A 24,042-nucleotide genomic window follows, 5' to 3' on the forward strand; every position below is an offset into this window, starting at 1 on the left:
TCTGTATTTGGAACTTACGGAACGATGCGATTGCGCAATTTGCCCAATCCGCTGACTTCCGTCTCGAGCACGTCGCCCGCCTGGAGGAAGACCGGCGGCACGCGCGAACCACCGATCCCCTCGGGGGTGCCGGTGAGAATGACGTCGCCGCTCAGGAGCGTCATGCCGCGCGAGAGCTCCGCGACGATCCTCGCGACCGGGAAGATCATCTGGCGCGTGTGGGCATGCTGCATGGTCTGGCCATTCAAGCGGCAAGTGACGTTGAGCGCGGCTGGATCGACCTCGTCCGAGGTGGTCAGCCAGGGGCCGAGCGGACAGGTTCCGTCGAGGCTCTTGCCCTTGAACCATTGTCCGCCGTGCGCACGCTGCACGTCTCGCGCGGAAATGTCGTTGGCCACGGCATAGGCGAATACGTGTTCGAGCGCGTCCTGCTCGGCGATATCCGCCCCGCCACGACCGATCACGACGGCCAGTTCCGCCTCCCAATCCAGCCGCTCGGTCGTGCCCGCGTGCAGCGGGACGTCGTCGTATGGACCACACACCGTGGTCGTCGCCTTGGTGAAGATGGAGGGGCGCTCGGGCAGTTCGACCGGCGGCCGCGTGTCCTTCCCTTCCTCGAAATGGGCCAGGTAGTTCCAGCCGATGCAAAAGATATTGCGGCGAGGCTGCAGGAACGGCGCCAGGAGACGGACTTCGTCCAGTCGGCGGCGCGGCTCCTCTAGCCGCTCAAGAATCTCGGAAACCGGCAGTTGCGCCAGTTCGAGCATGGATGCCGCGCCGTGGACACGCTGGATCGTTTGCCGCGCATCGTCAACGACGCCAACGCCGATGGCGCCGTCGCATGAAAAAGTGGCAAGCTTCATATCGGTTCAGCCCTCGAGATCAGCGTGCAGTCGTTCGATACTCGGCCATGACGGCCTCGGTCGGGGGAGCCACGTCGTCGAGCGAAGCACCGCTGCTGATCTTCGCCTTCAGAAATTCGTCGAGCGCTTCCTGTTCGCGGCTGACTTTGACAACTTCTCGGGCAATCTTCCACGGAATGATCACGACGCCGTCCTCGTCTCCCACCACGAGATCGCCGGGTTCGACCAGCACCTCGCCGCAGGCGACCGGAACATTGATCTCGGCCGCCGCATGCACGTTGCGAAACGTCATCGTATGCGTCGCGCCTGCGTGCACCGGAAAGTCCGACGGATAATTGCGCGTGTCTCGAACCGCTCCGTCGGTCACGAAGGCCACCGCACCGTTCACCTTGGCGCACTCGATCAGCAGATCTCCAATCACGGCGGCATGCAGTACACCGCGTGCCGCGACCACGATGACGTCATTCGGGCCGGCGCCGTCGACAATTTCCCGATGAGCGTTGCGTGAACGGCGCTCGCTCTGGGTATCAGCCACTTTGTCCTCTCGATAAGGCAAGGTCGCCAAGGTCCGCGCGCGGCCGACGAATCGGCACGCAGCCGTCACCGGTCGAATTCCTTCGATCTGGCAGTGCTTATACCCGTTTTTTATCAAGCATAACGAAATAGTTCCGACCGATACGCCTTGCAATTGCTTGACCAAGTCGTCGAATTCCCTTTCAGATAGGTCCGTCACATCTCCTCCTTCATCGCACATATGCGTTACGCCAACACGCCTAACTTAACATATTAAGTCTAGGTGGCATCTAGGGGTTTTTGCTAAACCGCGAGCATGCCCGAACGACCTATCGGAGCGATCGCAGTCACTTCCTTCGGATGACTCTTTGCTTGCGGGGCGCCCGCGAATGCTCCACGCCCGATGGCCGCAAGCGGCAACCCGTGAGAGCTGCCTTACGTGGCGCCGCAACCCGCGATCGCGATGAGCACATCGCGTAGGGCTCTTGGGTGAGCGGCGGCGCTTTTGCGCACGGCGCAGCTATGCTAGGTCCAACTGCCGCTTCTCGATTACTGAATAGATTGTTTCGCGGCGAGATCAGGCACTGACGAACCTGGCCGGCGCGGTGCGTGCCGATGACATCGCACTCAGGTTTGGCTATCATGGGACACGCACGGTGCATCGCGCCGCGCAGCATGCCAGCGACCGCCTCGCCTGCCGAGTCTCGAAGCTACGCGCCGGCGAGCGGCCCTTTGTTCGGCCGCATCGCCTGCGGTGCGGGTCGCTTGCCAAAGCAACGGTCCGGCGGCGCGAGGCCAGCATTCCGGCACGAGCGGCCGTAACTTTATCCGCCAGAGATGACAAGAGTCTTGCCACCCGATCAGAGAGCGCAGCCTGCCACGTCGCGCGCGAATGGCGCCAGCGGAGAGTCGCCGCACACGCTCCAGCCCATCGACGAAACTTTGGCCTTATTGTTGGCACGCGCGCGGGAGTCGCTCATGACGCCGCTGCGGCCATTGTTACGCGATGCGGATCTTACCGAACAGCAATGGCGGGTGCTGCGCACGGTCGGCGCGCGCTCGGAGATGGACCTCACGGAAATTGCTTTCGCCACGTCGCTGTTGCCTGCCAGCCTGACGCGCATCGTGCGTGACTTGACCCTGCGAAGGCTGGTGGCCAGGCGCGAACAGCAGAAGAATCAGCGCTTCGCGCCGATCTATCTGACGCCCGAAGGCCACGCGCTGATCGAACGAATCGCGCCCGACATCATCGCCATCAACGAACAGATCGTCGACCTGTTCGGGCAGGCGCGTACGGAGCATCTGATGGCCCTGCTGCGCGACTTCCGCGTCGCGATGGCATCGCGCTTCGGTCAGGAGTGAACGCCGGGCTTGCCCAGCCTATGTGGCGGCGCGCTCGTGCAATACCAACGCGGCCCGCATCGGCGAGATGCATCAGCCTCCTATCGGAACTCAAGCTTCAGGCGCAGTTGCGAACCAGTGCACCCATGTATTCGTCCGCCATATGCGGCAGCACAATCTCGGCGAATAGGGGTAGGAAACGGTGATCGTCGCCCCCCCCGAACCCGGTGTGCAGTCTTCCCGCACTAAATGAGGGCGGACCCGCGCCCTGGGCGGTCAGGAAAGCCCCTCAACTGTGTCGGCAGATGTCGCGGGAGAGAAAGACACGATCGTCGTCAACTCTCAAGATCCGGTTAGTGATCTTCCCGACGACCTTGCCGGTCGCTCACTTGAAGAAAGTCATGGTGAGGCCCCGCCAGCCCCGCCGGCAACCCTGGAGTCATTTCCCACCTCCGCAATACCGCAGCGAAACCCGGTACCGCTCCCCTTTGCTTCCGTGACCAGCCTGGACAATCTTGACGGTATCGAACCGATAGCGGATGCCTTGCTCAGGACGCTGCCAGGTAAAGCACGCACGGGTCGCCTGGACGAATTGAAAGCGCTGGAACTCTTGCAGCAGGCGGTCCTGTTGTGAGTAAGTGGTAGCGTGCCAGGCCCACTCGCGCGACGACGCATCAAGCGCATCGAGGTGACCTGGGCCCGGTGTGCGCGAAAAATCGCCGCGTTGCGAGTCGACGAGGTCAGGCCGAATCCTGCCGAAGGGTTTATCTTTTCCGATGCCACCTGGCGCGGCACCCGCTGCCTCATCGCTGAAATGCAGCGCGTCAGCCAGCGCGAGCAGGTCAAGGTCACCGGCTCCCATATGTAGTTACCATGCACGAAGGCTGGCACGGGCGCACACCGCGATCCAGGTCTGTCGTGCATTGGGCCCGGCTTCCCGCCGGGCCGTGGGGCCACTGCCCCCTTGCCACGGCCGACCGGCGGAGCCCTTTGCGCGCGACCTTCACGGTGCCGTTCATAGGCTGCCCCTGCGTGTAATGCCCAGCCCTCGGCGAGGGCATCAGCATGGGCCTGCTCGCGCGGAAACGCACCCCACGCATCGACGGGCCCATCTCCTCGCCATCCAGGTAAAAGCGAAGGTTGATAGCCACCGCCGGGTTCAGCGGTGCGCGGTGAGACCCGGTAGGTGTATTTGGGCATGCGGGACCTCCGTGATCAATCTAATGGGTGTACCCACCCTGACCCGTGAAAGTATTGTCGCGTCAGAGTATTTCGGGTTGGCGTTTCCCCGCCGTCACGCTGGCCGCCTGAATCGGGGTATTCGTACCTTTTGTGCGATTTCTGGCGGTTCGCCGAAAAAATCCTTATAGATCAGCTCCTTGAATTTCTCGCGTTCTGCTTCGCCCGCTGGTCAGCAAAGTCTTGTCGCATGGGGCTCCCGATGTCGCAAGCACCAGAAATTGCACAAAAAAGTACGCTCCCAACTGAGGCTTCGCCGACTGCTATGCCCCGGAGGAACGGTCATCGAGCAATTTTTTGTTTCTCTTGACCTAATGTACAGAAGTGTCCATTATGCAGGCACGAAGTGCGCTAACGCATCCACGCGTTTAAGTGTGAGGATTGGACATGACTGAAGCGAAGATTATTGATGGCATAGCCGTATCGAAGCGACTCCGAGAGGAAGTTGCTACGCGTGCTGCCGCCTTGACTGCAAAGGGCGTCACACCAGGGCTTGCTGTTATTCTTGTTGGCGATGACGCGGCCAGTGCCGTCTACGTACGCAACAAGGTCAAAGCGTGTGAGCAGCACGGGTTATTCTCGGCTCTGGACCGTTTACCGGCTACGGTCACGGAAGGTGACCTCCTCAAGCGTATTCGTCAGCTGAACGAAGACCCCAAGATTCATGGCATCCTCGTTCAACTGCCGCTGCCCCGCCACATCGACAGTCACAAAGTCATCGAGGCCGTTGCAGCCGAGAAGGATGTCGACGGGTTCCACGTTGCTAATGCTGGCGCCTTGATGACTGGTCGCCCCCAGTTTCGGCCGTGCACGCCGTATGGCGTCATGAAGCTGCTCGAAGCCTACGACATCCCCGTTTCGGGCAAGCACGCCGTAGTGATTGGGCGCTCGAACATCGTCGGCAAACCGATGGCGCTGCTGCTGCTGGAAGCTGGAGCAACGGTCACAGTCTGCCATAGCAAGACTCCGGACCTGGCCCACCACACGAAGGCCGCGGACATCGTCGTGGCGGCGGTCGGCAAGCGCAATCTCGTGACGGGTGATATGGTCAAGCCCGGCGCAGCGGTCATCGATGTCGGTATGAACAAGACAGACGAAGGTACGTTGTGCGGCGACGTCGATTTCGAGTCCGTGCGAAATGTTGCTGGTTACGTCACGCCAGTGCCGGGCGGCGTCGGACCAATGACGATTACTCTGCTCCTCGTGAATACGTTGGAATCGGCAGAGCGCGCAGCCCACGCTGGAGTGTAGCGATGCTCGCCGCGATCGATGAGTGCCGCCTCCGAGGTCCTTCACCCCCTATTTTCCCGTCACTTCGCGCTCATTCGTCGTTCAAAAAATGAGCGACCTTTGTGTCGCGCTGACCAGTCCAGCGCGACCCTTTTCCGTTCTGCTGACAGGCTACCAGAGACAGGTTGGACCAGGGTATGACACGTATTGAGTCACCAATTGTGGGTTGCGATGCGGACACAGGGAAAGCAAGTCGCAGATGACGAGCTCGCCTTGCGGTGCCGACGGCTCTTTCTGCATAACTGGCGATGCTCGGAAGCTTTGGCCGTGGCGGGGTCGTTACGCGTGGACGTTGAAATCTTCGTGTCATACACCGACTCGGTGTCCAGTGGCGATGAACTGTCAACTGTCGTCGACTACAACGTAATGCGCGACGCGCTGCTCGAAGCGGGAAATCCGTCGATGGAGGGTTTTGTCGAGTCAGCATTCGACGCGCTCTTTCGCGCACCTCTCATGCTGGCCACAATTGAAGTCCGGGACCACCGGTCCGGCGCAGGTATTCCTGCCATTCGGCGTGAAAGCCGCAAAATCCGAAGGTGAGACTGTCACGCCGGGCAAACATGTAGCTCTGTACGGTGATACGTCAGCACAACATAAGCGCCCGGACGTTCAACCGTACGCTGCCCCTCCTGCTCCGGGGACTCATGGAGTCGATTGCCCTGAACTGCCACTCCCACAAGGCGAATCCCGGCGTGAGCATCTACGACAATATGAGAGCAATGAGCGTCGTGTAGTGCCCTTCACGACCGCTCTTTTTCATGCGCTCATAGTTTGATGCCGCTAAGAACCTCGAGATAGCGCGGCGCGACACGCTTGCGCACTGCTTCGCTTTCCTTGATACCGGTGAGGTAGTAACCGAGCTGGTGGAAATAGAGAATTTTCGCCCGAATGAGGCTGTCCGGCTTGGAGTGGCCCATGTCCTGGAAAATCTTCTGGAGATGCGCGATGCGTTGCCGGTCTATACGAGCGACCTGCTTCGCGACGCTGTCGTCCTTTCTCGCCCATTCGCGGATTGCCATGTCGAATTCCGACGAAAACTGGCGCTCATCAATGAACAGGATGACCAGTTGCCGAAGCCGTACCCTGGCCAGCTGCTCGCGGCCCTTCGGGTCCGATTCGTGTGGCTCAACGAGCGAGCGGAGGACCCGGTCGTTCACTTCTGTCCAGTATTCCAGGAGCGCGTCGAGCAGCTCCTGCCGGTTTTTGAAATGCCAGTAGAAGCTGCTCCGGCTAATCTCCAGCATCGAAGCTAGCGGCTCGACCTTTACCGCATCAATCCCCTGCTCAATCAGGATTGAACGCGCAGCGTCCAGCCACACCGCCCGGTCGACGACCGGACGTGCGGCCTTCGTCATCCTCCTGGTCACCTTCTCGCTATTTGTTTCCTGCGGCATCAGCATTCACTGTGAGTTCGTTCGCTGGCAAGCATAGCACTGTTGATGCCCCCTCCCGGCGCCGGTCACATATCCAGCCGGCGCACCTCCCCGCATTGAGATGTTGACTGGCACGCAGACCACCGACAGTTAACTAGACATATATGAACATTACCACGGTACATGCCCACTTCGTGGGCGCCGCGTTTGTGGCGCAACAGGCACGGTCACAGGCAGGCTTTGCCTGCACAGATTAAGCGCCACCTACACGACCGCAGCGCTGTGAAACCGTGCCAGAGGCTTCCTGGACAACCCTCCGCGCGGCATCGCAACCCCCTCCATCGCGGCCAACCAGGGGGCGACACGTGTAAACCACTACCGCAGTCATGCCGAAAAATCATTGCCCAAACATTTTGAAAATCTTATTGTTTGGACAGTCCTGTACATTCTAAGGGAAGTAGATTTGCGGATGTGTGTTCTACAGGAAGGAGCCGTCCAGCCCACCAATCGCTGTACATTTGGGCGTGGAGGGTCGAGCAGCCAAAACTCCAATGAGGTTAAGCACATGCAAGCGGGAAAACGAAATGCTCTAACGCTGACCTGTCTGGCCATCGCTTCGGCAAGCGCTTATGCGGACCAGACTGTCACCATCGGCTACGCCGGCCCCCTGACAGGTCAAGTTGCACATGTTGGGAAGGATGCCGAGAACGGTGTGCGACTGGCCATCGACGAGGCCAATGCCGCCGGGATAAAAATTAAGGGCGGGCCGGTCACCTTCGTATTGAACTCTCAGGACGACGCCGCAGACCCAAGAACGGCAGTCACGGTTGCCCAACAGTTCGTCGACGCAAAGGTTGCCGGTGTCGTCGGACACCTGAACTCTGGCGCGACGCTCCCGGCATCGAAGGTCTATGCGAACGCTGGCATTCCACAGGTGTCCCCATCAGCAACAAACCCTATGTTTACCAGGCAAGGTTTCGCCACGGCGTTTCGTGTAATCGGGGACGACAGCTCCGTTGGCAAGGTCGTCGCCCAGTACATGGCGAAGAAAGGCTATAAGCGGATAGCCATCGTGGACGACCGCACTTCCTACGGACAAGGGCTCGCCGACGTCGTCGACACGGAAGCCAAGGCAGCGGGCATCGACGTCGTTGACCGTGAGTTCGTCAACGACAAGACCATCGACTTTCGCGGAATCCTCACCGCCATCAAGTCGATGGACGTGCAAGCCATCTTCTACGGCGGCGTCGATGCGCAGGCCGGCCCTCTTCGCAAGCAGATGACCAGCCTCGCCTTGAAGGCTCCTCTCGTCGGTTCGGCCATTGAAACGGACAAGTTCATCGAGCTCGCGGGGCCGGCTGCCGCCGAAGGCACGGTTTCGGCGGAATCGGGACAGCCGCTTGAAAGTATGCCGAACGGCAAGGCGTTCGAGCAGAAGTACAAGAAATACGGCACCGTAGTTCTCTATGCGCCCTATGCCTATGACGCCACCTGGGCTCTCATCAACGCGATGATATTGGCCAACTCCGCCGCACCCGCGGACTACCTTCCAGCAATGAAGAAAGTCGACTTCGAGGGCGTAACTGGCCGAATCGCGTTCGACAACAAGGGTGACCTCCGTGCCGCACGCGTCACTCTATACGAGGCCAGGAGCGGAAAATTTTCACCGATGACCACTGTCACGCTCAAATAATGCGCACCGCAGTAAAAGCATAATAGACGCTCATTTAATGGGTTCTTTTTCGCATCATTTAGTTTGGAGTTCGAATTGAAAATTAGACTTCTCGCCGCCTTGCTGCTTTGCAGCGGACCGGCCTTTGCCCAGTCGTCAGTCACTCTCTACGGCCTGATGGATGCCGGCATCACGTACACGAACAATGTCGCCACTTCGACGGGCCACGGTGCTAGCGTGCAGTTCATTTCGGGGTCTTCACAGGGTGACCGGTGGGGCATGAGAGGCGCAGAGGATTTGGGAGGCGGACTGCAAGCCGTCTTCGTACTGGAAAATGGCTATGACCTTGGCACGGGACAGCTGGGTCAAGGGGGCTTGATGTTCGGCCGCCAGGCTTTCGTCGGGTTGTCGAGCTCGTGGGGCACCCTGACCCTTGGTCGCCAGTACGACTTCATCGGCGACATCTTTCCTGCATACGCAATCGGGGCAAATACGCCCGCTGGTCTGCTCGCGTGGAGTCTGCCCGCATACGCTGCAGGCGGATACACGCTGGACAACCGTGTCTGGGGCGACGAGGTCAACAATTCGGTGAAGTACCTCTCTCCCACTATCGCTGGCTTCAGCTTCGGCGCGATGTACGGGTTCGGGAACGTGGCTGGTTCGATGGGCACAGACAGCTCATCCAACTTCGTCCTGAACTACAACCAGGGTCCGTTAAGTGCCTCGTTGGCTTATATGTCCATTCACAACGCGACGGCCTCGGCAAACTCGACGGAATACGCGGGTGGCGGCGCATACAACATCGGTAAGGCGCGCATTTTCGCGCTCGTCACCGACGTGCAGCTCTCCAGCGGAACAAAGCCCCGCGCGACCACGTACGAGGGTGGGCTAAGTTACGCAATCGTTCCGGCGCTCTCTCTGGCCGGCGGCTTTCAGTACCAGCATCGTAACAACGACCTGGGCAGCGCAAACCAACTAGTTCTGAGCGCAGACTACTTCCTGTCGAAGCGGACTGACGTCTATCTCGTCGGCACCCTCGCGCACGACCACGCGTTCGGCGCTCAGGCTCAAGCCGCATACGGCTCCCCTTCGAGCACCGACGTGCAGACGGCCGTGCGGGTAGCCATTCGCCATAAGTTCTAACTGAAACAGGCTTAGTATCACTGCCGTCCGATGCCACGCATCAGGCGGCATTTTCGCATCGGCAAATCTTCAATGATGCGATTTACTGGGGCGCGGCACATTCGCCATCAATAAAAAAGCCTGCAATACCGACGCAGGCCTTATGAGAAGCTATCGAGGCGCGGCTCAGCTCGTCTGGTGCACGAACTCCTCCGCGGCTTTCAGCAACCACGTGACGACGTATTCGGTGGCGCTCACGTCGAAGTAAAGCACGTACTCTGAGCTTTCGGGGTGCATCATCATCGCAGGAAGGCCAGCAAAGCGAGTGATAACGACGTGGCCAACCTCAAAGCTCGAAGGATGCACGTCAATTGCACATCCAGAAGCAAGAAGCGCAGCTGCATCCGCGCCTGAAACCTGGATTGCGACGCGGCTGTCAGACACGATAGTGACGGTTGCAAACTGTCCGGCTAACGCATTGACAAGTGAGGTCGCATATCGCTCTTCGCTTGCCAGAGGACAAAAGCAAAGGCACTCGTTCGGACCGGCCCACGCGAGCTGAACATCGCCGCCTTCTGATACCCGCTCCGGACCCGGTAGTGGGACGCCGACTGCAGAGGCTACGCCCAAACGAATTGCGCCATCCTCGCTCTTGCCTTGAATCCGAATGATGCCCGACAGCGGCAACTCTTCCAAACGCAGCGAGTTCGTGCGAACCGGGAACTCGCTCTCGTTGAAGAAGCCCGGAGATACAGTTGTACGTGCGATGAGCTTATCCATTAAGACGCTCTCCCTTCGGGTCAAAGTGGGCCGTCGGGACAACCCGCGCCGCCATCATTTTGCCCTTCGCATAGATGTTGACGACCTCTCCCAGACGAGAAGCGCCATTGCGCAAAATCCCCAGGCCGATTGCCTTGTTGAGCATCGGGCTCATGACGGCTGATGTGACGTAGCCCTGCGACGCCGCCGGAATCTTCGGGTTCACCTCGTCAACGAAGTGCCCACCTACCGGTAGCGGCACGCTCGGGTCAACGGACTCGAGCCCGACGAAATCGAGGCGGCCACTACCTTTGTCTGCAGGACGCTGCAGCGAACGACGACCGATGAAGTCGTCTGCCTTCTTCTCGATAATCTTCGACCACCCAATGTCGAGAGGATTTGAATTGCCATCTGTATCCGCGCCGACGTGAAGATAGCCCTTCTCGGTACGCATGACTTCAAGTGCTTCGATACCGTATGGCGTGATGCCGAACGGCTTGCCGGCTTCGGCGATGCTGTCCCACAGCGACTTCCCATAGCGGCTGGCGATGGACACCTCGAAAGTCACCTCGCCCGTGAAGCTCGCGCGCAGAATCCGCACGGGGATGTCCGCCAGCTTGCCCGCGCGGAAATGCATATGAGGGAAGCTCTCGGCCGAGAAGTCAATATCGGACTCGAACTTCTGGAGCACGAGGCGCGCTTTCGGACCTGACAATGTTACGTTCGCCCACTGGGTGGTGACATTGTTCACGTGCACGCGCAGTTCCGGCCATTCGCATTGCAGGTACTCCTCGAACAGCAGGAATACACGACTGACAGCACCGCTCGTCGCGTGGACGAGGTAGTGGTCTTCAGCAAGCCGCACGACCACACCATCGTCGATAAGCACACCATTTTCGTTGGTCAGCATCGCATAGCGCGCGGAACCAGGCTTCACACTTGCCAGGTTGTTGACATACATCCGGTTCAGGAACGTCGCAGCATCGGGACCCTTGACCTCTATCTTGCCAAGCGGCGAGCCGTCAAACATACCCACTCCGCTCCGAACGGCGAGCACCTCACGCTGCGTTGCGGCGACGACGTCCTCCAGCCTTTGAGGATAGTACTCTGGGCGTCGGAACCCATAGTCGCCGAAACGAGCCTTCGAAGCTTCGTGGGACGTTGCTGCGTGCAATGAATACCAGGGAGCGTACAGTTCACCAACCGTGTTGCCGGCAAACGCGCCAATGGTCACGGGCTGATAAGGCGGACGGAAGCGCGTCGTGCCGACCTTGACAATCGGCTGGCCGCTCAACTCCGCCATGATGGCCAGGATATTGAAGTTGCTCGATTTGCCCTGGTCGATGCTCATGCCGCCGGTCGTGTACCGTTTTACGTGCTCGACGGACCGGAAGTTCTCGCGCAACGCCAGTTCAATGTCCGACACTTTCACGTCGTACTGGAAATCGAGCCATTGCTTGTCGGTCCGCGTGCTTTGCGTGTACCAATATGGCTCGATTCGCAGGGCCTCGCGGTCAGTCGCGTGAGTTTGTGGTGCCGGGATAGTCAAAGAGAAGTCAACATCGAGTCGCTTCGCCGCGTCCAAGCCCGCGATACGGCCTTCCTCGAGACACTCAGGAAGCGAGAACGCACCATTCGCGGCACCCACGACCTGTACAGCTTGCGAGCAGGACTGAGGCACCAGGCAAGCAAGGTGTTCGTTGTACTCAAGCGAGCCACCGGCCTGACTGTACAGGTGAGTAGTGGGAGTCCAGCCACTGGACATGGCGATGGTATCGCACTCGACGGTCGTCGATTCATCAGCAAGCTTCCCGTTGCCGAGATGTGGTGACAGCTTCACCGCCTTGACGCGCCGACTGCCCACGACGTCACGAATTCCATAGCCGACGTAGTGTTTGATTCCGCGCTCTTTCAGTGCGGAATACATCTCGCTCGCCACGTTCGCGCGCGTATCGACGACCGTAAGCGCCTTGAGGCCTGCGGCGTGGAGGTCGAGCGCCGTGCGATAGGCATCGTCATTATTCGTTGCGACGACCACATGGGAGCCCGGCAAGACCCCATATTGATTCGTATATGCACGCGCGGCGGACGCCAGCATCACACCAGGCCGGTCATTATTGGTGAATACGAGTGGACGCTCGATTGCACCGGTCGCCAGAATCACCGACCTCGCGCGGATGCGCCACAGGCGCTCTCGCATCTTGCCAGCCTGGCCCTTCGGCCCGAGGTGGTTGCGCACGCGCTCGGCGGCCACGAGGAAGTTGTTCTCGTAGTAACCGCTCACATTCGTGCGTGAAAGCAATTGAACGTTCCGCATCTGCTCGAGCTGCGTCACCGTCCGCTGTGCCCACTCTGCTCCCGGCAGCTTATCGAGCTTGAATCGCTCGCCCAGAAGAGCCCCGCCGAACTTCTCGCGGTCATCCGTGAGAATGACGCGCAGACCTGACTGTGCCGCAGCCAGTGCAGCAGACAAGCCAGCGGGTCCACCGCCAACCACGAGGATGTCGCAGTGCACGTTGCGCTTGAAGTACGTTTGGGCGTCGGGTTCCTTCGGGGCTTTACCGAGACCTGCGATGGGCCGCACGAAACGCTCGTAGAAGTGCCAGTTTGGCCACATCATCGATTTGTAATAGAACGACGCTGGCAGCAGCTTTGCGAACCGGTCCATGACGCCGAGAACGTCACGCTGAGCGCTGGGCCACGCGTTCTGGCTCGACGCCTGCAGACCCTCGTACAGTGGCATCATCGTCGAGCGAACATTCGGCTCGTCAAACTGACCTGACTCGAGTTGCACGAGCCCATTCGGCTCTTCGACTGCAAAGCCCATGATGCCGCGGGGACGATGCAGCTTGAAGCTACGGCCAACGATGCCGATACCGTTGGCAAGCAGAGCGGCGGCAAGGCTGTCGCCCTCCAGCCCCTCATAGCTCTTCCCGTCAAAGGTGAACTTCATCTTGCGACGAGTTTCGTTCGCCGGCCGGCCGAACACGGGAACGCGGTTACGCGGCTTCATGGAGACCTCCGTCCACCTGATTGACAGCAGACATCTGACGAGGCATCTCGGCAAACGTGAAGATGCGGCGGATTTCGTGGCTCACCGTATCGCGCTCGATGCCAAACCATTGCCTGCAACCAAACGTATGTCGCCAGCGTTCAAGCAAGTTGCCGCGAATGTTGTCGCGCGTAAACAGAAAATCAGCCCATTGCTCGTCGGATAGCTCCTGTGGAGCGAGTGGGCGAACGCGGTCGTAGGGGCCGCCAAACGTGAATTCGTCTTCGTCTCGCGCGCTGCCGCAATACGGACATTTAATGCGTAACATGAGTGTTCCTGCCTAGTGGTCGACGCCCGCGGCGGCGGCTTCATTCACGAAACGGCCGGTGGCAAACCGGCCAAGTCCGAACGGCTCGATGAGCTCGTGCGGCCGGTCATTGGCAACCGTGTAGGCGAGCGTCTCACCGCCCACCGGAATGGCCTTGAAGCCGCCAGTACCCCAACCGGTACTGATGTACAGAGCTGTCACCGGCGTCTTGCCAATAATCGGGCTCGAATCGGGTGAAATATCGACGATACCGGCCCATTGACGCATCAATTTGAGGCGACTGAAAGACGGGAACAGGTTTAGCACCGCGCTGAGCGTGTCCTCCAACGCAGGCAGCGTTCCGCGCTGACCGTACGAGGGGTATGCGTCAGCCCTGCCGCCGATGAGAATTTCGCCACGGTCGGACTGACTGACGTAGCAATGCACGAGGGGCGAAACCACGAGGCCATCGAGGACTGGCTTCACCGGCTCACTGACCATTGCCTGCAGCGCCATGCTATTGATGGGCAGGGAAATCCCAGCCATCTTCGAGAGCACCGATGAATTGCCAGCGACCGCGATGACTACCTTATCCGCCTCGATGTAACCGAGCCTGGTCTTGACGCCCTTGACCCGGTCGCCGCTCATTTGCAGACCGGTCACCTCGCAGTTCTGGATGATTTCGACACCGAGGTTGTCGGCAGCGCGAGCGTAGCCCCACGCCACCGCATCGTGGCGCGCGACGCCCGCACGGCGCTGGATGAAGCCACCCAGGATGGGATAGCGCGCGCTGGAACGGGTATCGAGGGCCGGCATAAATTCGCGAACCTGATTGAGGTCCAGCATCTCGGCGTCGATACCCTGTAACTGGATAGAATTCGACCAGCGCTGCAGACCGTCCAACTGATGCGGGTTGTGCGCGAGTGTGAGCGCCCCCCCCTGGCTCAGCATGATGTTGTAGTTGAGCTCCTTGCTCAGACCTTCGTACAGCTTCAGGGAGCGTTCAAAAAAATTCGTCGACTCCTTGTAGAAATAGTTGGAGCGAATGGCGGTTGTATTTCGCCCTGTGTTCCCGCCGCCAAGCCATCCCTTTTCAATCACGGCCACGTTCGTGATGCCGTGATTCTTCGCCAGGTAGTACGCCGTCGCCAGCCCTTGACCTCCACCGCCGACGATGACTACGTCATATCGTGATTTAGGTTCGCGGGAGCGCCACGCTGGCGTCCAGTTCCGATGGCCGGACAGCGCGTGCTTCGCGAGTGACCAAAATGAGTAATGTTCCAAGCGCGACCTCTTCCGCGTTGCAATTACAGGACAACTGTGCGAGCACCATTCAGGAAGATTCGACCTTCACTGAAGAGTCGAACCGCACTCGCGAGCGCGACTGCCTCGGTATCATGCCCGACCAGCACCATGTCTTCAGCAGTGTACGTATGGTCAATGGGCTTCACTTCCTGCGCAATGATCGGACCTTCATCGAGGTCGCTCGTAACAAAATGCGCCGTCGCGCCGATAACCTTGACACCACGGTCGTGCGCCTGGTGATACGGGCGCGCACCCTTGAACCCGGGCAGGAACGAGTGATGGATGTTGATGGCGCGGCCCTCGAGCCTGCGGCTCATGTCGTCCGACAGGATTTGCATGTAGCGTGCGAGCACCAGCAACTCGGAGCCACTGGTGGCGAACAGGTCCAGAATCTGTGCTTCCTGCTGCGGTTTGGTCTCCCGGGTAATCGGATAGTGGTGAAAGGGAATGCCATACCATTCGACCAGACTGCGACAGTCGTTGTGATTTGATACGACGCCTGCGATGTCGATATTCAGCGCACCGGCGCGCCACTTGGTCAGCAGCAGATTCAGGCAATGGTCGTACTTCGAAACCGCAATCAGAACCTTTGGGCGATAGCCCGCGGGACGAATGGTGAAGTTCATCTCGAGCTCTTTCGCAAGTTCCCCTACCTTGCCCTTCAGGTCTTCGACGGACGATTTGAGGACGTGGTCGTTGAAAACCATGCGCGCGAAGAACTTCGCCGTTTGCGGGTCGCCGTAGTGGAACGATTCGGTGACGAAAGCACCGCTCTCGAAAAGCAGATTCGACACCTTGGCGATGATGCCGAGGCGGTCGGGGCATTCAAAGGTAAACAGATAGTCGGTCGTCTTGTTTTCAGCAGCGGTCGACATGGTATTTCCTGTTGAGTAACATAATTGACGTCAATAAGTGGCTGGTCACGTAGCCGACTGTGCAACTTCGGCGCATGTGACACGCTCCTTGCGATAGCGGCCGGTGATGCGATAAGCCACGAAGACAATGGCTAACCAGACGGGCATCGCGTATGCGGAGACCCGGATGGGAGGCGTCATCAGCATAATGACGACGACCATGGCGAGGAAGGCAAGGCAGAGGTAGTTGCTAAAGGGGCTGGCGATTGCCCTGAACTGCGTCGACTTACCCAGCGTACGCATGCGCCGATGAAATTTGAGGTGCGCAATGATGATGACCGTCCAACTGAAAATCAGCCCCGCAACGATGAGCGAAATGAGCAGCTCAATTGCCCCCTGCGGCAGAACATAGTTGAGGAATACGCACAGCGCCGTGAAAGCTCCCGGGAGCAGGATGGCCGCCGTTGGAACGCCACGTCGATTCACTTTCATCAATGCTCGGGGTGCGTGACCTTCGTTTGCCATGCCGTACAACAGGCGACTGTTGCAGTAGACCATGCCGTTGTAGACGGAGAGTGCAGCCGTGAGGATGATGAAGTTCAGGACGTCCGCGGCAAACTTGTTGCCGAGCACCGAGAAAATCATTACGAACGGGCTGTTGCTGTAGGTATCGCCGCCAGATTTGAGGGACGCAAGCAAATGGCTCCACGGCGTCAGAGAGAGCAGAATGAGCATCGAGCCGATGTAGAAAATCAGGACGCGGAAGATGACCTGATTGATGGCCTTCGGGATTGTCTTCGTGGGATTCGCCGTCTCCGACGCCGTGAATCCGAGCATTTCCAGACCGCCAAACGAGAAAACAATAAACGCCATTGCCATCACGAGACCGTGAGCGCCGTGCGGGAAGAACCCGCCATCGCGCCACAGGTTAGCAACCGTAGCCTGTGCGCCGTCCTTCCCCGAAATGAGGAGATAGAGACCGAGAACAATCATCCCGACCACGGCGGCGATTTTGACCATCGAAAACCAGAACTCCGTCTCGCCATAGAGACGGACGTTGACAAAGTTCATGCCGTTGATGACGACGAAGAAGACGGCTGCCGTCGCCCAGGTCGGAATGCCCGGCCACCAGAACTGAATGAATTTGCCGGCTGCGGTCAGCTCCAGCATCCCGACGAGGATGTAGAGGACACAACAATTCCAGCCCGAGAAGAAGCCAGAGAATTCGCTCCAGTAGTGCTTCGCAAAATGGCTGAATGAAGACGAGACCGGGTCTTCAACGAGCATCTCGCCCAGGAACCGCATGATGAGAAAAGCGACGATGCCCGCGAGGGCGTAGCCCAGCACCATCGAGGGCCCCGCGAGTTCAAGCACCCCTGCCGAGCCGAGGAACAAGCCGGTGCCGATGGTGCCGCCCAGAGCGATGAGCTGCACATGCCTGTTTGTGAGCCTGCGCTCCAGATGTTGAGACTGCTTGCCTCCGTCCTGCATGCCTTTCTCCAGTTTCGGTCCAGGGGACCAAAGTCATTTCCTCAACCATGCTGTGCCAGCTCGCTCTTACAATCAACATTAATTACTTATTGTTTTTAATCGCGCCGGAACAGTCATGCAACCGACCGAAGCAGAAGCCGACACTTCGGTTCGAGGTAGTATAGGGACGGCCAAGGTCAATAACAATAAGAATTTAATGTTACTTGTTTGTGGTATACCCTAGGGGAATGGAGCCAGGGTGGCAACCCTGCGCTACACTCCGCTCGCAGGAAATAACGAGGCCGAGATGAGCACAGTTAGCAAACAGGAGCCGGTTCGCAGGGCACGGCAGCGGCGCACGCAAGAGGAGCGCAGCGATGAGACTCGCCGACGCATCGTTCAGTCGGCGATGTTGTTGCTCCACAAGAAGGGCTTTCGCGCGGCGAACCTTCAGGACATCGCACAAGGCGCAAAGGTCACCTTGGGCGCTCTGCAGCACCACTTCTCCAACCGCCAGGTCCTCATGGAGCGGCTCATTGACGAAGTGATGGCACCACTATCAGTGGATGGCGTCGTCTGGCCACCGCTAGACCTGCCGCTCGAGAAGCGGGCGCGACAGTTCGTGCACCTGGCGTGGGAGAAGATTTACGGCGTTCCGAGCTACGTGGCCGCGTGGAGTCTTTTCTTCGGTTGCAAGGCAACGCCTGAACTGTTTGCTCGCATTGACGCGAACCGAGCGAGCTCAGACCCCATATTTTTTGCACGTTTCATTACCTGTTTCCCGGAGATTGAAACGAACCACGCGAACCCGCAACAGTTTGCTGGCTTTGTGTTCGCGACCCTACGAGGTATCGGCGTTTTTGGGCTATTCGACGTCGCACAGGACGAGACAAAGGGACAACTGGAAGTGCTGATTCAGGTCATTATCCAGGCGGGAAGCCTACGTCGAGTGTGAGGAAGATCGCCGGGGCAGGACCGCACCAGAGTTCCGGACTGCTGTTGAAGTGCGTGAATTCTGCTAGCCGCGTTCACGGGGATGCTAATCAACAACACGTTGCCGATGCCTGCGGGCACTGTTAATCCTGCCGCGAGAACATTCCACTGAAGGTCCTATTGCCGGCGGGTAGCAGCTACGCCCGACACGGTCAAAAAATATGTTGCTTAAGGTCATTCTGTTGCGGGCGAAAAGGGCGCGGGTACACGTGCGTCGTTTACGGGGTGACCGTACTTTCCATGCGGAATCTGGCGGTTGCAGGGCGCAGACGCTTAGCCAACAAGGGTTTGCCTTTCTTGGATGCCGCACTTTCGCGTGGCAGACAAATCGTTGATTTTTCGTCAATTTTTCCTAAAAACCGCCAGAATTTGCACGATCCGAACAATTACCGAGAACAGTCACCAACCTACGCGCCGCCGTGAGCGCGCCATGAACGGGTTTCGCGATCCGCTTCGCACGCAAGTGTTTCTATCCAGTTTCGGCCCGATCCGTCAGCACTTCGCATTATCCCGCCACCGCATGACGGCACAGTCCCATCGCACCAAACTCAAGGAACGCCTTGCAGCGTGGAATCGCTGGACCGTGATTGATGCTGCCAAGTTTGCACGTTGATAAGGATATCGATTCGTTCTTCATCTTGCCCCATCGGTTGCCGTCAAGTTGACAACGCTCCTTTTCGAAGTAACGCCGGGCCGCGGCCCTGTCGCGATGGGCGCGCAGCAGGAAATCGACCGTATTGCCTGCCTTGTCGACCGCGCGGTACAGATATTTCCATTGCCCCCCTGCCCAGCGCTCACGCAACTAAAGTTGTAGTTACCAGTGTGCAGTTGCAATATCCCCTCGTGTCCTTGTCACACAAGGCGCAGAGGCGCTTCCCATTTCAACTAAAGCCTCCGGTTTCATGAAACCGGAGGCTTTAGTTGAAATTTAGCTACAACTTTAGTTGCGTGAGCGCAAGTTTTCCGCAGAAACGTGCGGATCGACACGGCCATTACGATAAATGTTTTCTAAGTAGCCTTTGCGCTCTGTCGATCTGTTTGCCGGTTCAAACGCCCTCTCTACAAGCCAGACCGCCTCTCTGTGTTGGCACCAGACTCCGTACTACGGCACCACATCTCTCGTCACTCGGCGACCGAGTCGGGACGACACGCCGATTGAGTCCGCACGAGTCGCACAGCATGCGATGCGTGTCGATGTCGCTACAGACAATATCCTGACCAGAAACAGATGTCCGCCTCCCCGCCAAGTTCAATCTATGGCGGACGTTATCGTGTAGCCGCTACAGTCAGTCAAAAAATTTGATCATCTTAATTATGTAAAATTTATGTTTCGGCACGCACGCGGGCAGCTTGGGGTCGTCGTACTTTCCATGCAGAATCTGGCGGTTGTAGGGCGCAAAGGCTTACCCAGCAACAATTTGCCGTTTCTTGAATGTCGTACTTTTGCGTGGCATGCAAGTCTTTGATTTTTTCGGTAATTTTTCGCTCATGCCGCCAGAATTTGCACGATCTGAACGGTTGCCCCGTGTTTACACCAGCCAGGCTATGCCGTTGCGACTTGACTATCTATCTACAGATAGATATACTGCAGACCAAGTCAATGATCGCTCCTCCTGGACTCTGTGTCCTCGGTACACCGACTCGGCATCCTTCGGATCAGGTTCTGTACCAAGAAGGATGTTAAGTTGCCAGTTACGACTTAATACCTATCTAGTGATAGATATGTACGAGTCCAGATGGCCTCGTCCATTTTTTTAGGCTTCACATCTATCTACACATAGATAGATGTGAAGCCCCCCCCTGATGTGTTGGAAGAAGGAGTTCCACGATGTCAATCGAAAGCGTTCTCTACCGCGCCCACGCTCTTGCCACCGGTGGCCCAGACGGCCGTGTCTTCGTGGCCGAGAGCAACATGGATGTCAAGCTGACCGCCCCGCGTGAACTGGGCGGTGCGGGCGGCTCTGGCGCCAACCCCGAGCAACTGTTCGCGGCCGGCTACAGCGCCTGCTTTATCGGCGCGATGAAGTTCGTTGCCGCGCGCGACAAGATTGCCCTACCCGCCGATGTGTCGATCGACAGCAGCGTCGGCATCGGCGCCATTCCGATCGGCTTCGGCATTGAAGTCGAACTGAAGATTTCGTTGCCCGGCATGCAGCGCGAGGTCACACAGGCCCTAATCGAGAAGGCTCACACCGTATGCCCGTACTCGAATGCGACACGCGGCAACATCGACGTCACGCTCACCCTTGCCTGATGATCAGGACAACCTATTAAGTATATCGATCATGAAAACGCTTAAGCCCCTGACAATCGCCGTACTTCTGGCCGCCCATGCTGCGTTCGCCGCGGCAGCCGCCCCCGCCATTCCCGCTTCCCCCGACAAGGTGACTTCGGCCTTCCTGCACGTCCTGAACAGTGGCACCGGTCCCGCCATCAACACCTTGCCCCCCGCCAAGGCCCGCCAGGTCCTCGTCGACGCACAGAACGGCGTCAAGGTCGATCTCTCCGGTATCGAGGTGTCGAACCGCACCATTGACCAGGACGGCATCAGCGTGCCGGTCACCATCGTCCGTCCGCAGGGCGTGAGCGGCACCCTGCCCGTGTTCATGTTCTTCCATGGCGGCGGCTGGATTCTCGGCGACTTCCAGACCCATGAGCGGCTCGTCCGCGACCTCGTCGTGCAATCGGGCGCCGCCGCCGTGTTCGTGAACTACACGCCCTCGCCCGAGGCGCGTTATCCGGTGGCCATCAACCAGGCCTACGCAGCAACGAAGTGGGTAGCGCAGCACGGCGCGGAAATTGGCGTCGATGGCAGCCGTCTCGCAGTCGTCGGCAACAGCGTCGGCGGCAACATGGCCGCCGTCGTCAGCCTCATGGCCAAGGACAAGCAAGGCCCGAACATCCGCTTCCAGGGCCTGATGTGGCCTGTCACGAACGCCAATTTCGACGACGGCTCGTACCTCACCTACCAGAACGGCCATTTCCTCACCCGCGACATGATGAAGTGGTTCTGGGACGCCTATACGAAGGATCCCGCACAGCGCAACCAGATTTACGCATCGCCGCTGCGTGCCTCGCAGGAGGAACTCAAGGGCTTGCCGCCCGCGCTGATCCAGGTTGCCGAATTCGACGTGCTGCGTGACGAGGGCGAGGCCTACGGCAGAAAGCTCGACGCCGCGGGCAACGAAGTCACGACGACGCGCTACGACGGCACCATCCACGACTTCGGCCTGCTCAATGCACTGGCCGACGACGCGCCGACGAAGGCCGCGACGAAGCAACTCGCCGACCAGTTGAAGGCGCGCCTGCAGTAAGCGCCCGGCATGAAGCGCACGCCGTGCGGTGCGATCGCAACACCGCACGGCGAACGACTGCAATGTGTTCCCTTTTTTGCCACCCGATTCTTTCAAGCCGGAAAGCCATGGCCATGAAATCCAGAACCGTTCCGATACTGTTTGTCCTTGGCGCGAACCTGAGCGCCGTCGCACTCGTCGCCGCGACGGCCGCGCTTTGCGCGCCTGCCTTCGCAAGCGGCTATGGTCCGTCGGCTGCGTATGGACGTACGCCGGGCATGCATGATCCGGGGCGCGCAATGCGCTCACTCGGACTCAGGATGAAACAACGCGTCGCCAGTGCACACGGCGACGCGCCGAGCGATGCGGGCGACGCCCGATCCATTGCCAGAAGCAATCAGCGTCTGGATCTGATCGGGATGAGTACGTCGGCGCCTGTCTAACGTTGATGCTGGCCACCACGGAAACGCAATTTCCCGCATGGCGCTTCGTCACACGATTCCGACTCGGCAACTCGAATGTCCATACGCTGGATTGCCGCGGCCAGTATCATTTCCGCACAGTTGGCCGGACAATAACCACCGCGCCACTGAGGTCGATAAACCTGGTCTCCACGTTGGATCGTGCAGCCGCTCAACGCGCAGCATCCCTTTGCGCGCGAAGTTCCAATCACCCATCGCTGGTACGCATACCTGCCACGCGTCGCGTCACTCCAGCAAATGATCAGCGCGCAATCCTCCGACATCTCCAATGCCACAACCGACGGGCAATCTCCGACGCGGTTCAGAGTTGAGCCGCGCGGGGCGTGTTGCCTTCGCGCTGGGGGCGGCGGCTCCATGCGCGCGTCGAGTTCACCCGCCAGTGAGCCAACAATTCGTGTCCACGTGTTGAATTCGTCCATAACGGCATGCCTCTCACGATCAAAGGCAGCGGAGCCAATAAGCCGGCACCGCCAGGCGTAGTTCAGATTACGTGTACGGTTTACGTCCGTGTGTGACAGCCGATTTCAAGCGAGGTTTTCAGGGGTCCTCTTACCCCTAGCCGAACCTCACGAGCGGCATATGGAGCGATCTGAAAGGCCGATGTTTCGCGCGCAGGTCCCGCTGGACGGAAATGGGGCATTCCAACGCTATCTAGTTCACCTCGGACGTTCGAATGCCATGAAAACATCGTGGCACACCCGCGCGCGCGTGGACCTGAATCCTTCTGATATGTCCTGATTCGCTCCATCTGGTCCCCGCACCGCTTTGCAGCTTTGCCTACCCGCTTTGCGAAAGCTCAGAACTTTTCAGATCATTTTCAGGACTTTGCGAGCTAGCCCGCGTAGCGTAGCGACTAACGCGGCCACGCCCTTGTACCTACTGATGGGCGCACAACACTGAACGCAAGTCCACCGGAGACGGAACAATGACTTTGCAGACCGCTGCCGCTACGCCTCTGCCGCTCAGCACCGCGGGCGCGCAACGAATGCCAGCGAATTCGCGGGGGCCGTCGTTCGGCGCGCCAATCTGATCATGACTGCACTCCTTGGCCGTATCGCTGCAAACTCGACAGACATCGGTCTGCTGTTTCTCCGAGTCTGCGCGAGCGTCCTGCTCCTGATCGTCCACGGTTTGCCCAAGATCGAGCATTACCGTCGCGAAGCCGCAGTCATCGAAGATCCGTTCCATTTTGGAAAGAAAGTAACAATAGGCCTTGCCATTTTTGCGGAAGTGGTTTGTCCGGTGCTAGTCATCGTCGGCATCGCGACGCGCCTTTCCGCACTGCCGATCATGATCGTCACTGCTATTGCGTTGTTTCGGGTTCATCCAGAGTGGACTATCAATCAGGCGCAGTTTGCGTGGATGCTTCTGATCCTCTTCGGCACAATCGCGATTGCGGGTCCGGGGCGGTATGCCCTGGCCACGTGGCTCAGTCTATGAACGGAGTGCACCGATGACCCGGATCATTGCAGGCGTGCCGATTCCCAACAGCCCCTTCGCAAAGGCGGTAACCGCCACCGTTTTTGCGAACGTGCCGCCGATCTTGTTTCGGCACTCGCTCCGCGTCTTCCTTTTTGGAGCATTGATAGGCGGACACCGGGCGCTGGCTTTCGATCCGGAATTGCTCTATGCGGCCGCACTCTTTCACGACATCGGACTGACGGCTGCCTATAACGACTCGCATCGGCGCTTCGAAGTCGATGGCGCACGCGCGCTACGCACCTTTCTGGAACATCATCGCGTGTCTCAGGAACAGATCAACGAGGCGTGGCTCGCCGTAGCTCTGCATACTTCAATGGGAATAGCGGCCGAGCTGACTTCGTTGACCGTGCTACTCGCCGCTGGCGTAGAGACCGATCTGCTCGGCATGCACTTTGACGAGGTTAGCGAAGCGAAGCGCCTCGCAGTACTGCATGAATATCCGCGCGGCGCCGATTTCAAGGAAGACATCATCGATGCGTTTGCTCGAGGTTTGGCACATCGGCCGGCGACCACATTTGGCTCAGTTAGCGCAGATGTCCTCGAACGTAGCGATCCCAATTACCGGCGACTCAATTTCTGTGGCCTGATCCTCGGGTCCAGCTGGAAGGAGTGAATTGCAGCAGCCTGCAATACCTGTTCCGGTCGCGTCGCGACGCGCGGACAGCCGCTACAGAAAACCGCAGACGTGCCCG

Annotated in this window: 22 protein-coding genes and 2 pseudogenes; 12 read left to right on the plus strand and 12 right to left on the minus strand. The window is 58.9% G+C overall.

Features of this window, described 5'->3' with window-relative positions; translation table 11 throughout:
- Positions 1–14 precede the first annotated feature (14 nt).
- The gene (locus tag BO1_RS23765) at positions 15–863 is read right to left on the minus strand and encodes a fumarylacetoacetate hydrolase family protein (RefSeq protein ID WP_028219691.1); all 849 of its coding nucleotides are present in this window, start codon (positions 861–863) and stop codon (positions 15–17) included.
- Positions 864–882: 19 nt separating this feature from the next.
- The gene (locus BO1_RS23770) at positions 883–1,596 is read right to left on the minus strand and encodes an RraA family protein (protein WP_167338381.1); all 714 of its coding nucleotides are present in this window, start codon (positions 1,594–1,596) and stop codon (positions 883–885) included.
- A 758-nt stretch (positions 1,597–2,354) separates the two neighbouring features.
- Here BO1_RS23770 and BO1_RS52435 point away from each other — a divergent pair.
- Positions 2,355–2,738, plus strand: coding sequence for a MarR family transcriptional regulator (locus BO1_RS52435; RefSeq protein ID WP_043286155.1), 384 nt, complete (start codon positions 2,355–2,357; stop codon positions 2,736–2,738).
- Positions 2,739–3,156: 418 nt separating this feature from the next.
- Here the strand turns inward: BO1_RS52435 and BO1_RS62070 are convergent, their stop codons facing one another.
- Entirely contained in the window at positions 3,157–3,579 is a 423-nt protein-coding gene (locus tag BO1_RS62070) for a hypothetical protein (protein ID WP_028219693.1), read from the minus strand.
- Between the two features lie 764 nt (positions 3,580–4,343).
- Between BO1_RS62070 and folD the strand changes: the two genes are divergently transcribed.
- Both folD and BO1_RS59385 read left to right on the plus strand, forming a co-directional pair.
- Positions 4,344–5,207 carry a bifunctional methylenetetrahydrofolate dehydrogenase/methenyltetrahydrofolate cyclohydrolase FolD gene (folD, locus tag BO1_RS23785; protein WP_028219694.1) on the plus strand — a complete coding sequence of 288 codons (864 nt, stop codon included), beginning with the start codon at positions 4,344–4,346 and terminating at the stop codon, positions 5,205–5,207.
- Positions 5,208–5,549: 342 nt separating this feature from the next.
- Positions 5,550–5,786 carry a hypothetical protein gene (locus tag BO1_RS59385; protein ID WP_156992371.1) on the plus strand — a complete coding sequence of 79 codons (237 nt, stop codon included), beginning with the start codon at positions 5,550–5,552 and terminating at the stop codon, positions 5,784–5,786.
- A 224-nt stretch (positions 5,787–6,010) separates the two neighbouring features.
- Here the strand turns inward: BO1_RS59385 and BO1_RS23795 are convergent, their stop codons facing one another.
- Complete coding sequence (locus tag BO1_RS23795) at positions 6,011–6,646, minus strand: TetR/AcrR family transcriptional regulator (RefSeq protein WP_028219696.1); 636 nt, start codon at positions 6,644–6,646, stop codon at positions 6,011–6,013.
- A gap of 538 nt (positions 6,647–7,184) precedes the next feature.
- On the opposite strand from BO1_RS23795, the gene BO1_RS23800 reads away from it, so the two are divergent.
- The gene (locus tag BO1_RS23800; protein ID WP_028219697.1) at positions 7,185–8,312 is read left to right on the plus strand and encodes a branched-chain amino acid ABC transporter substrate-binding protein; all 1,128 of its coding nucleotides are present in this window, start codon (positions 7,185–7,187) and stop codon (positions 8,310–8,312) included.
- A gap of 75 nt (positions 8,313–8,387) precedes the next feature.
- Positions 8,388–9,434: a porin gene (locus BO1_RS23805; RefSeq protein WP_028219698.1), complete on the plus strand. Its 1,047-nt coding sequence runs from the start codon at positions 8,388–8,390 to the stop codon at positions 9,432–9,434.
- 165 nt (positions 9,435–9,599) lie between these two features.
- Here BO1_RS23805 and BO1_RS23810 read toward each other — a convergent pair whose 3' ends face one another.
- Genes BO1_RS23810 through BO1_RS23835 form a run of 6 tightly spaced genes read right to left on the minus strand, consistent with a single transcriptional unit; the run spans position 9,600 to position 17,121 of the window.
- Complete coding sequence (locus BO1_RS23810; RefSeq protein WP_028219699.1) at positions 9,600–10,193, minus strand: sarcosine oxidase subunit gamma; 594 nt, start codon at positions 10,191–10,193, stop codon at positions 9,600–9,602.
- Positions 10,186–13,185, minus strand: a complete 3,000-nt coding sequence (locus BO1_RS23815) for a sarcosine oxidase subunit alpha family protein (RefSeq protein WP_028219700.1) — start codon at positions 13,183–13,185, stop codon at positions 10,186–10,188. The genes BO1_RS23810 and BO1_RS23815 overlap by 8 nt, the downstream gene beginning before the upstream one ends.
- Positions 13,172–13,492, minus strand: a complete 321-nt coding sequence (locus tag BO1_RS52440; protein ID WP_043286158.1) for a sarcosine oxidase subunit delta — start codon at positions 13,490–13,492, stop codon at positions 13,172–13,174. Before BO1_RS52440 ends, BO1_RS23815 begins: the two co-directional genes overlap by 14 nt.
- Positions 13,493–13,504: 12 nt before the next feature.
- Positions 13,505–14,755 carry a sarcosine oxidase subunit beta family protein gene (locus BO1_RS23825; protein WP_043286162.1) on the minus strand — a complete coding sequence of 417 codons (1,251 nt, stop codon included), beginning with the start codon at positions 14,753–14,755 and terminating at the stop codon, positions 13,505–13,507.
- Between the two features lie 23 nt (positions 14,756–14,778).
- Positions 14,779–15,651: a formyltetrahydrofolate deformylase gene (gene purU, locus BO1_RS23830; RefSeq protein WP_028219702.1), complete on the minus strand. Its 873-nt coding sequence runs from the start codon at positions 15,649–15,651 to the stop codon at positions 14,779–14,781.
- Between the two features lie 45 nt (positions 15,652–15,696).
- Positions 15,697–17,121, minus strand: coding sequence for an amino acid permease (locus BO1_RS23835; protein WP_028219703.1), 1,425 nt, complete (start codon positions 17,119–17,121; stop codon positions 15,697–15,699).
- Between the two features lie 238 nt (positions 17,122–17,359).
- Here BO1_RS23835 and BO1_RS23840 point away from each other — a divergent pair, with 238 nt between their 5' ends.
- Together BO1_RS23840 and BO1_RS57870 are read left to right on the plus strand one after the other, a co-directional pair.
- Positions 17,360–18,055: a TetR/AcrR family transcriptional regulator gene (locus tag BO1_RS23840; RefSeq protein ID WP_322788541.1), complete on the plus strand. Its 696-nt coding sequence runs from the start codon at positions 17,360–17,362 to the stop codon at positions 18,053–18,055.
- A 429-nt stretch (positions 18,056–18,484) separates the two neighbouring features.
- Positions 18,485–18,706, plus strand: a pseudogene (locus BO1_RS57870) (IS6 family transposase); the annotation flags it as partial.
- A 60-nt stretch (positions 18,707–18,766) separates the two neighbouring features.
- Here the strand turns inward: BO1_RS57870 and BO1_RS57875 are convergent.
- Positions 18,767–18,874: pseudogene (locus BO1_RS57875) on the minus strand (DDE-type integrase/transposase/recombinase); the annotation flags it as partial.
- Between the two features lie 1,047 nt (positions 18,875–19,921).
- Between BO1_RS57875 and BO1_RS23845 the strand changes: the two are divergent.
- From BO1_RS23845 to BO1_RS52445, 3 genes are all read left to right on the plus strand, one after another.
- Positions 19,922–20,347, plus strand: coding sequence for an organic hydroperoxide resistance protein (locus BO1_RS23845; protein WP_028219705.1), 426 nt, complete (start codon positions 19,922–19,924; stop codon positions 20,345–20,347).
- A 31-nt stretch (positions 20,348–20,378) separates the two neighbouring features.
- A complete protein-coding gene (locus BO1_RS23850) occupies positions 20,379–21,407 on the plus strand; it encodes an alpha/beta hydrolase (RefSeq protein ID WP_028219706.1) in 1,029 nt (342 codons plus the stop codon).
- A gap of 113 nt (positions 21,408–21,520) precedes the next feature.
- On the plus strand, positions 21,521–21,829 hold the full coding sequence (locus tag BO1_RS52445; RefSeq protein ID WP_156992372.1) for a hypothetical protein: 309 nt from the start codon (positions 21,521–21,523) through the stop codon (positions 21,827–21,829).
- Here BO1_RS52445 and BO1_RS62075 read toward each other — a convergent pair.
- Positions 21,826–22,287, minus strand: a complete 462-nt coding sequence (locus BO1_RS62075) for a DUF3331 domain-containing protein (protein WP_084688151.1) — start codon at positions 22,285–22,287, stop codon at positions 21,826–21,828. The genes BO1_RS52445 and BO1_RS62075 overlap by 4 nt on opposite strands.
- 613 nt (positions 22,288–22,900) lie before the next feature.
- Between BO1_RS62075 and BO1_RS23860 the strand changes: the two genes are divergently transcribed.
- Positions 22,901–23,308, plus strand: a complete 408-nt coding sequence (locus BO1_RS23860) for a DoxX family protein (protein WP_028219707.1) — start codon at positions 22,901–22,903, stop codon at positions 23,306–23,308.
- Positions 23,309–23,321: 13 nt separating this feature from the next.
- A complete protein-coding gene (locus BO1_RS23865; RefSeq protein WP_028219708.1) occupies positions 23,322–23,963 on the plus strand; it encodes an HD domain-containing protein in 642 nt (213 codons plus the stop codon).
- Positions 23,964–24,042 lie beyond the last annotated feature (79 nt).

It is taken from the genome of Paraburkholderia oxyphila NBRC 105797 (assembly GCF_000685075.1).
In the GTDB taxonomy this organism is placed as follows: Bacteria; Pseudomonadota; Gammaproteobacteria; order Burkholderiales; family Burkholderiaceae; genus Paraburkholderia; species Paraburkholderia oxyphila.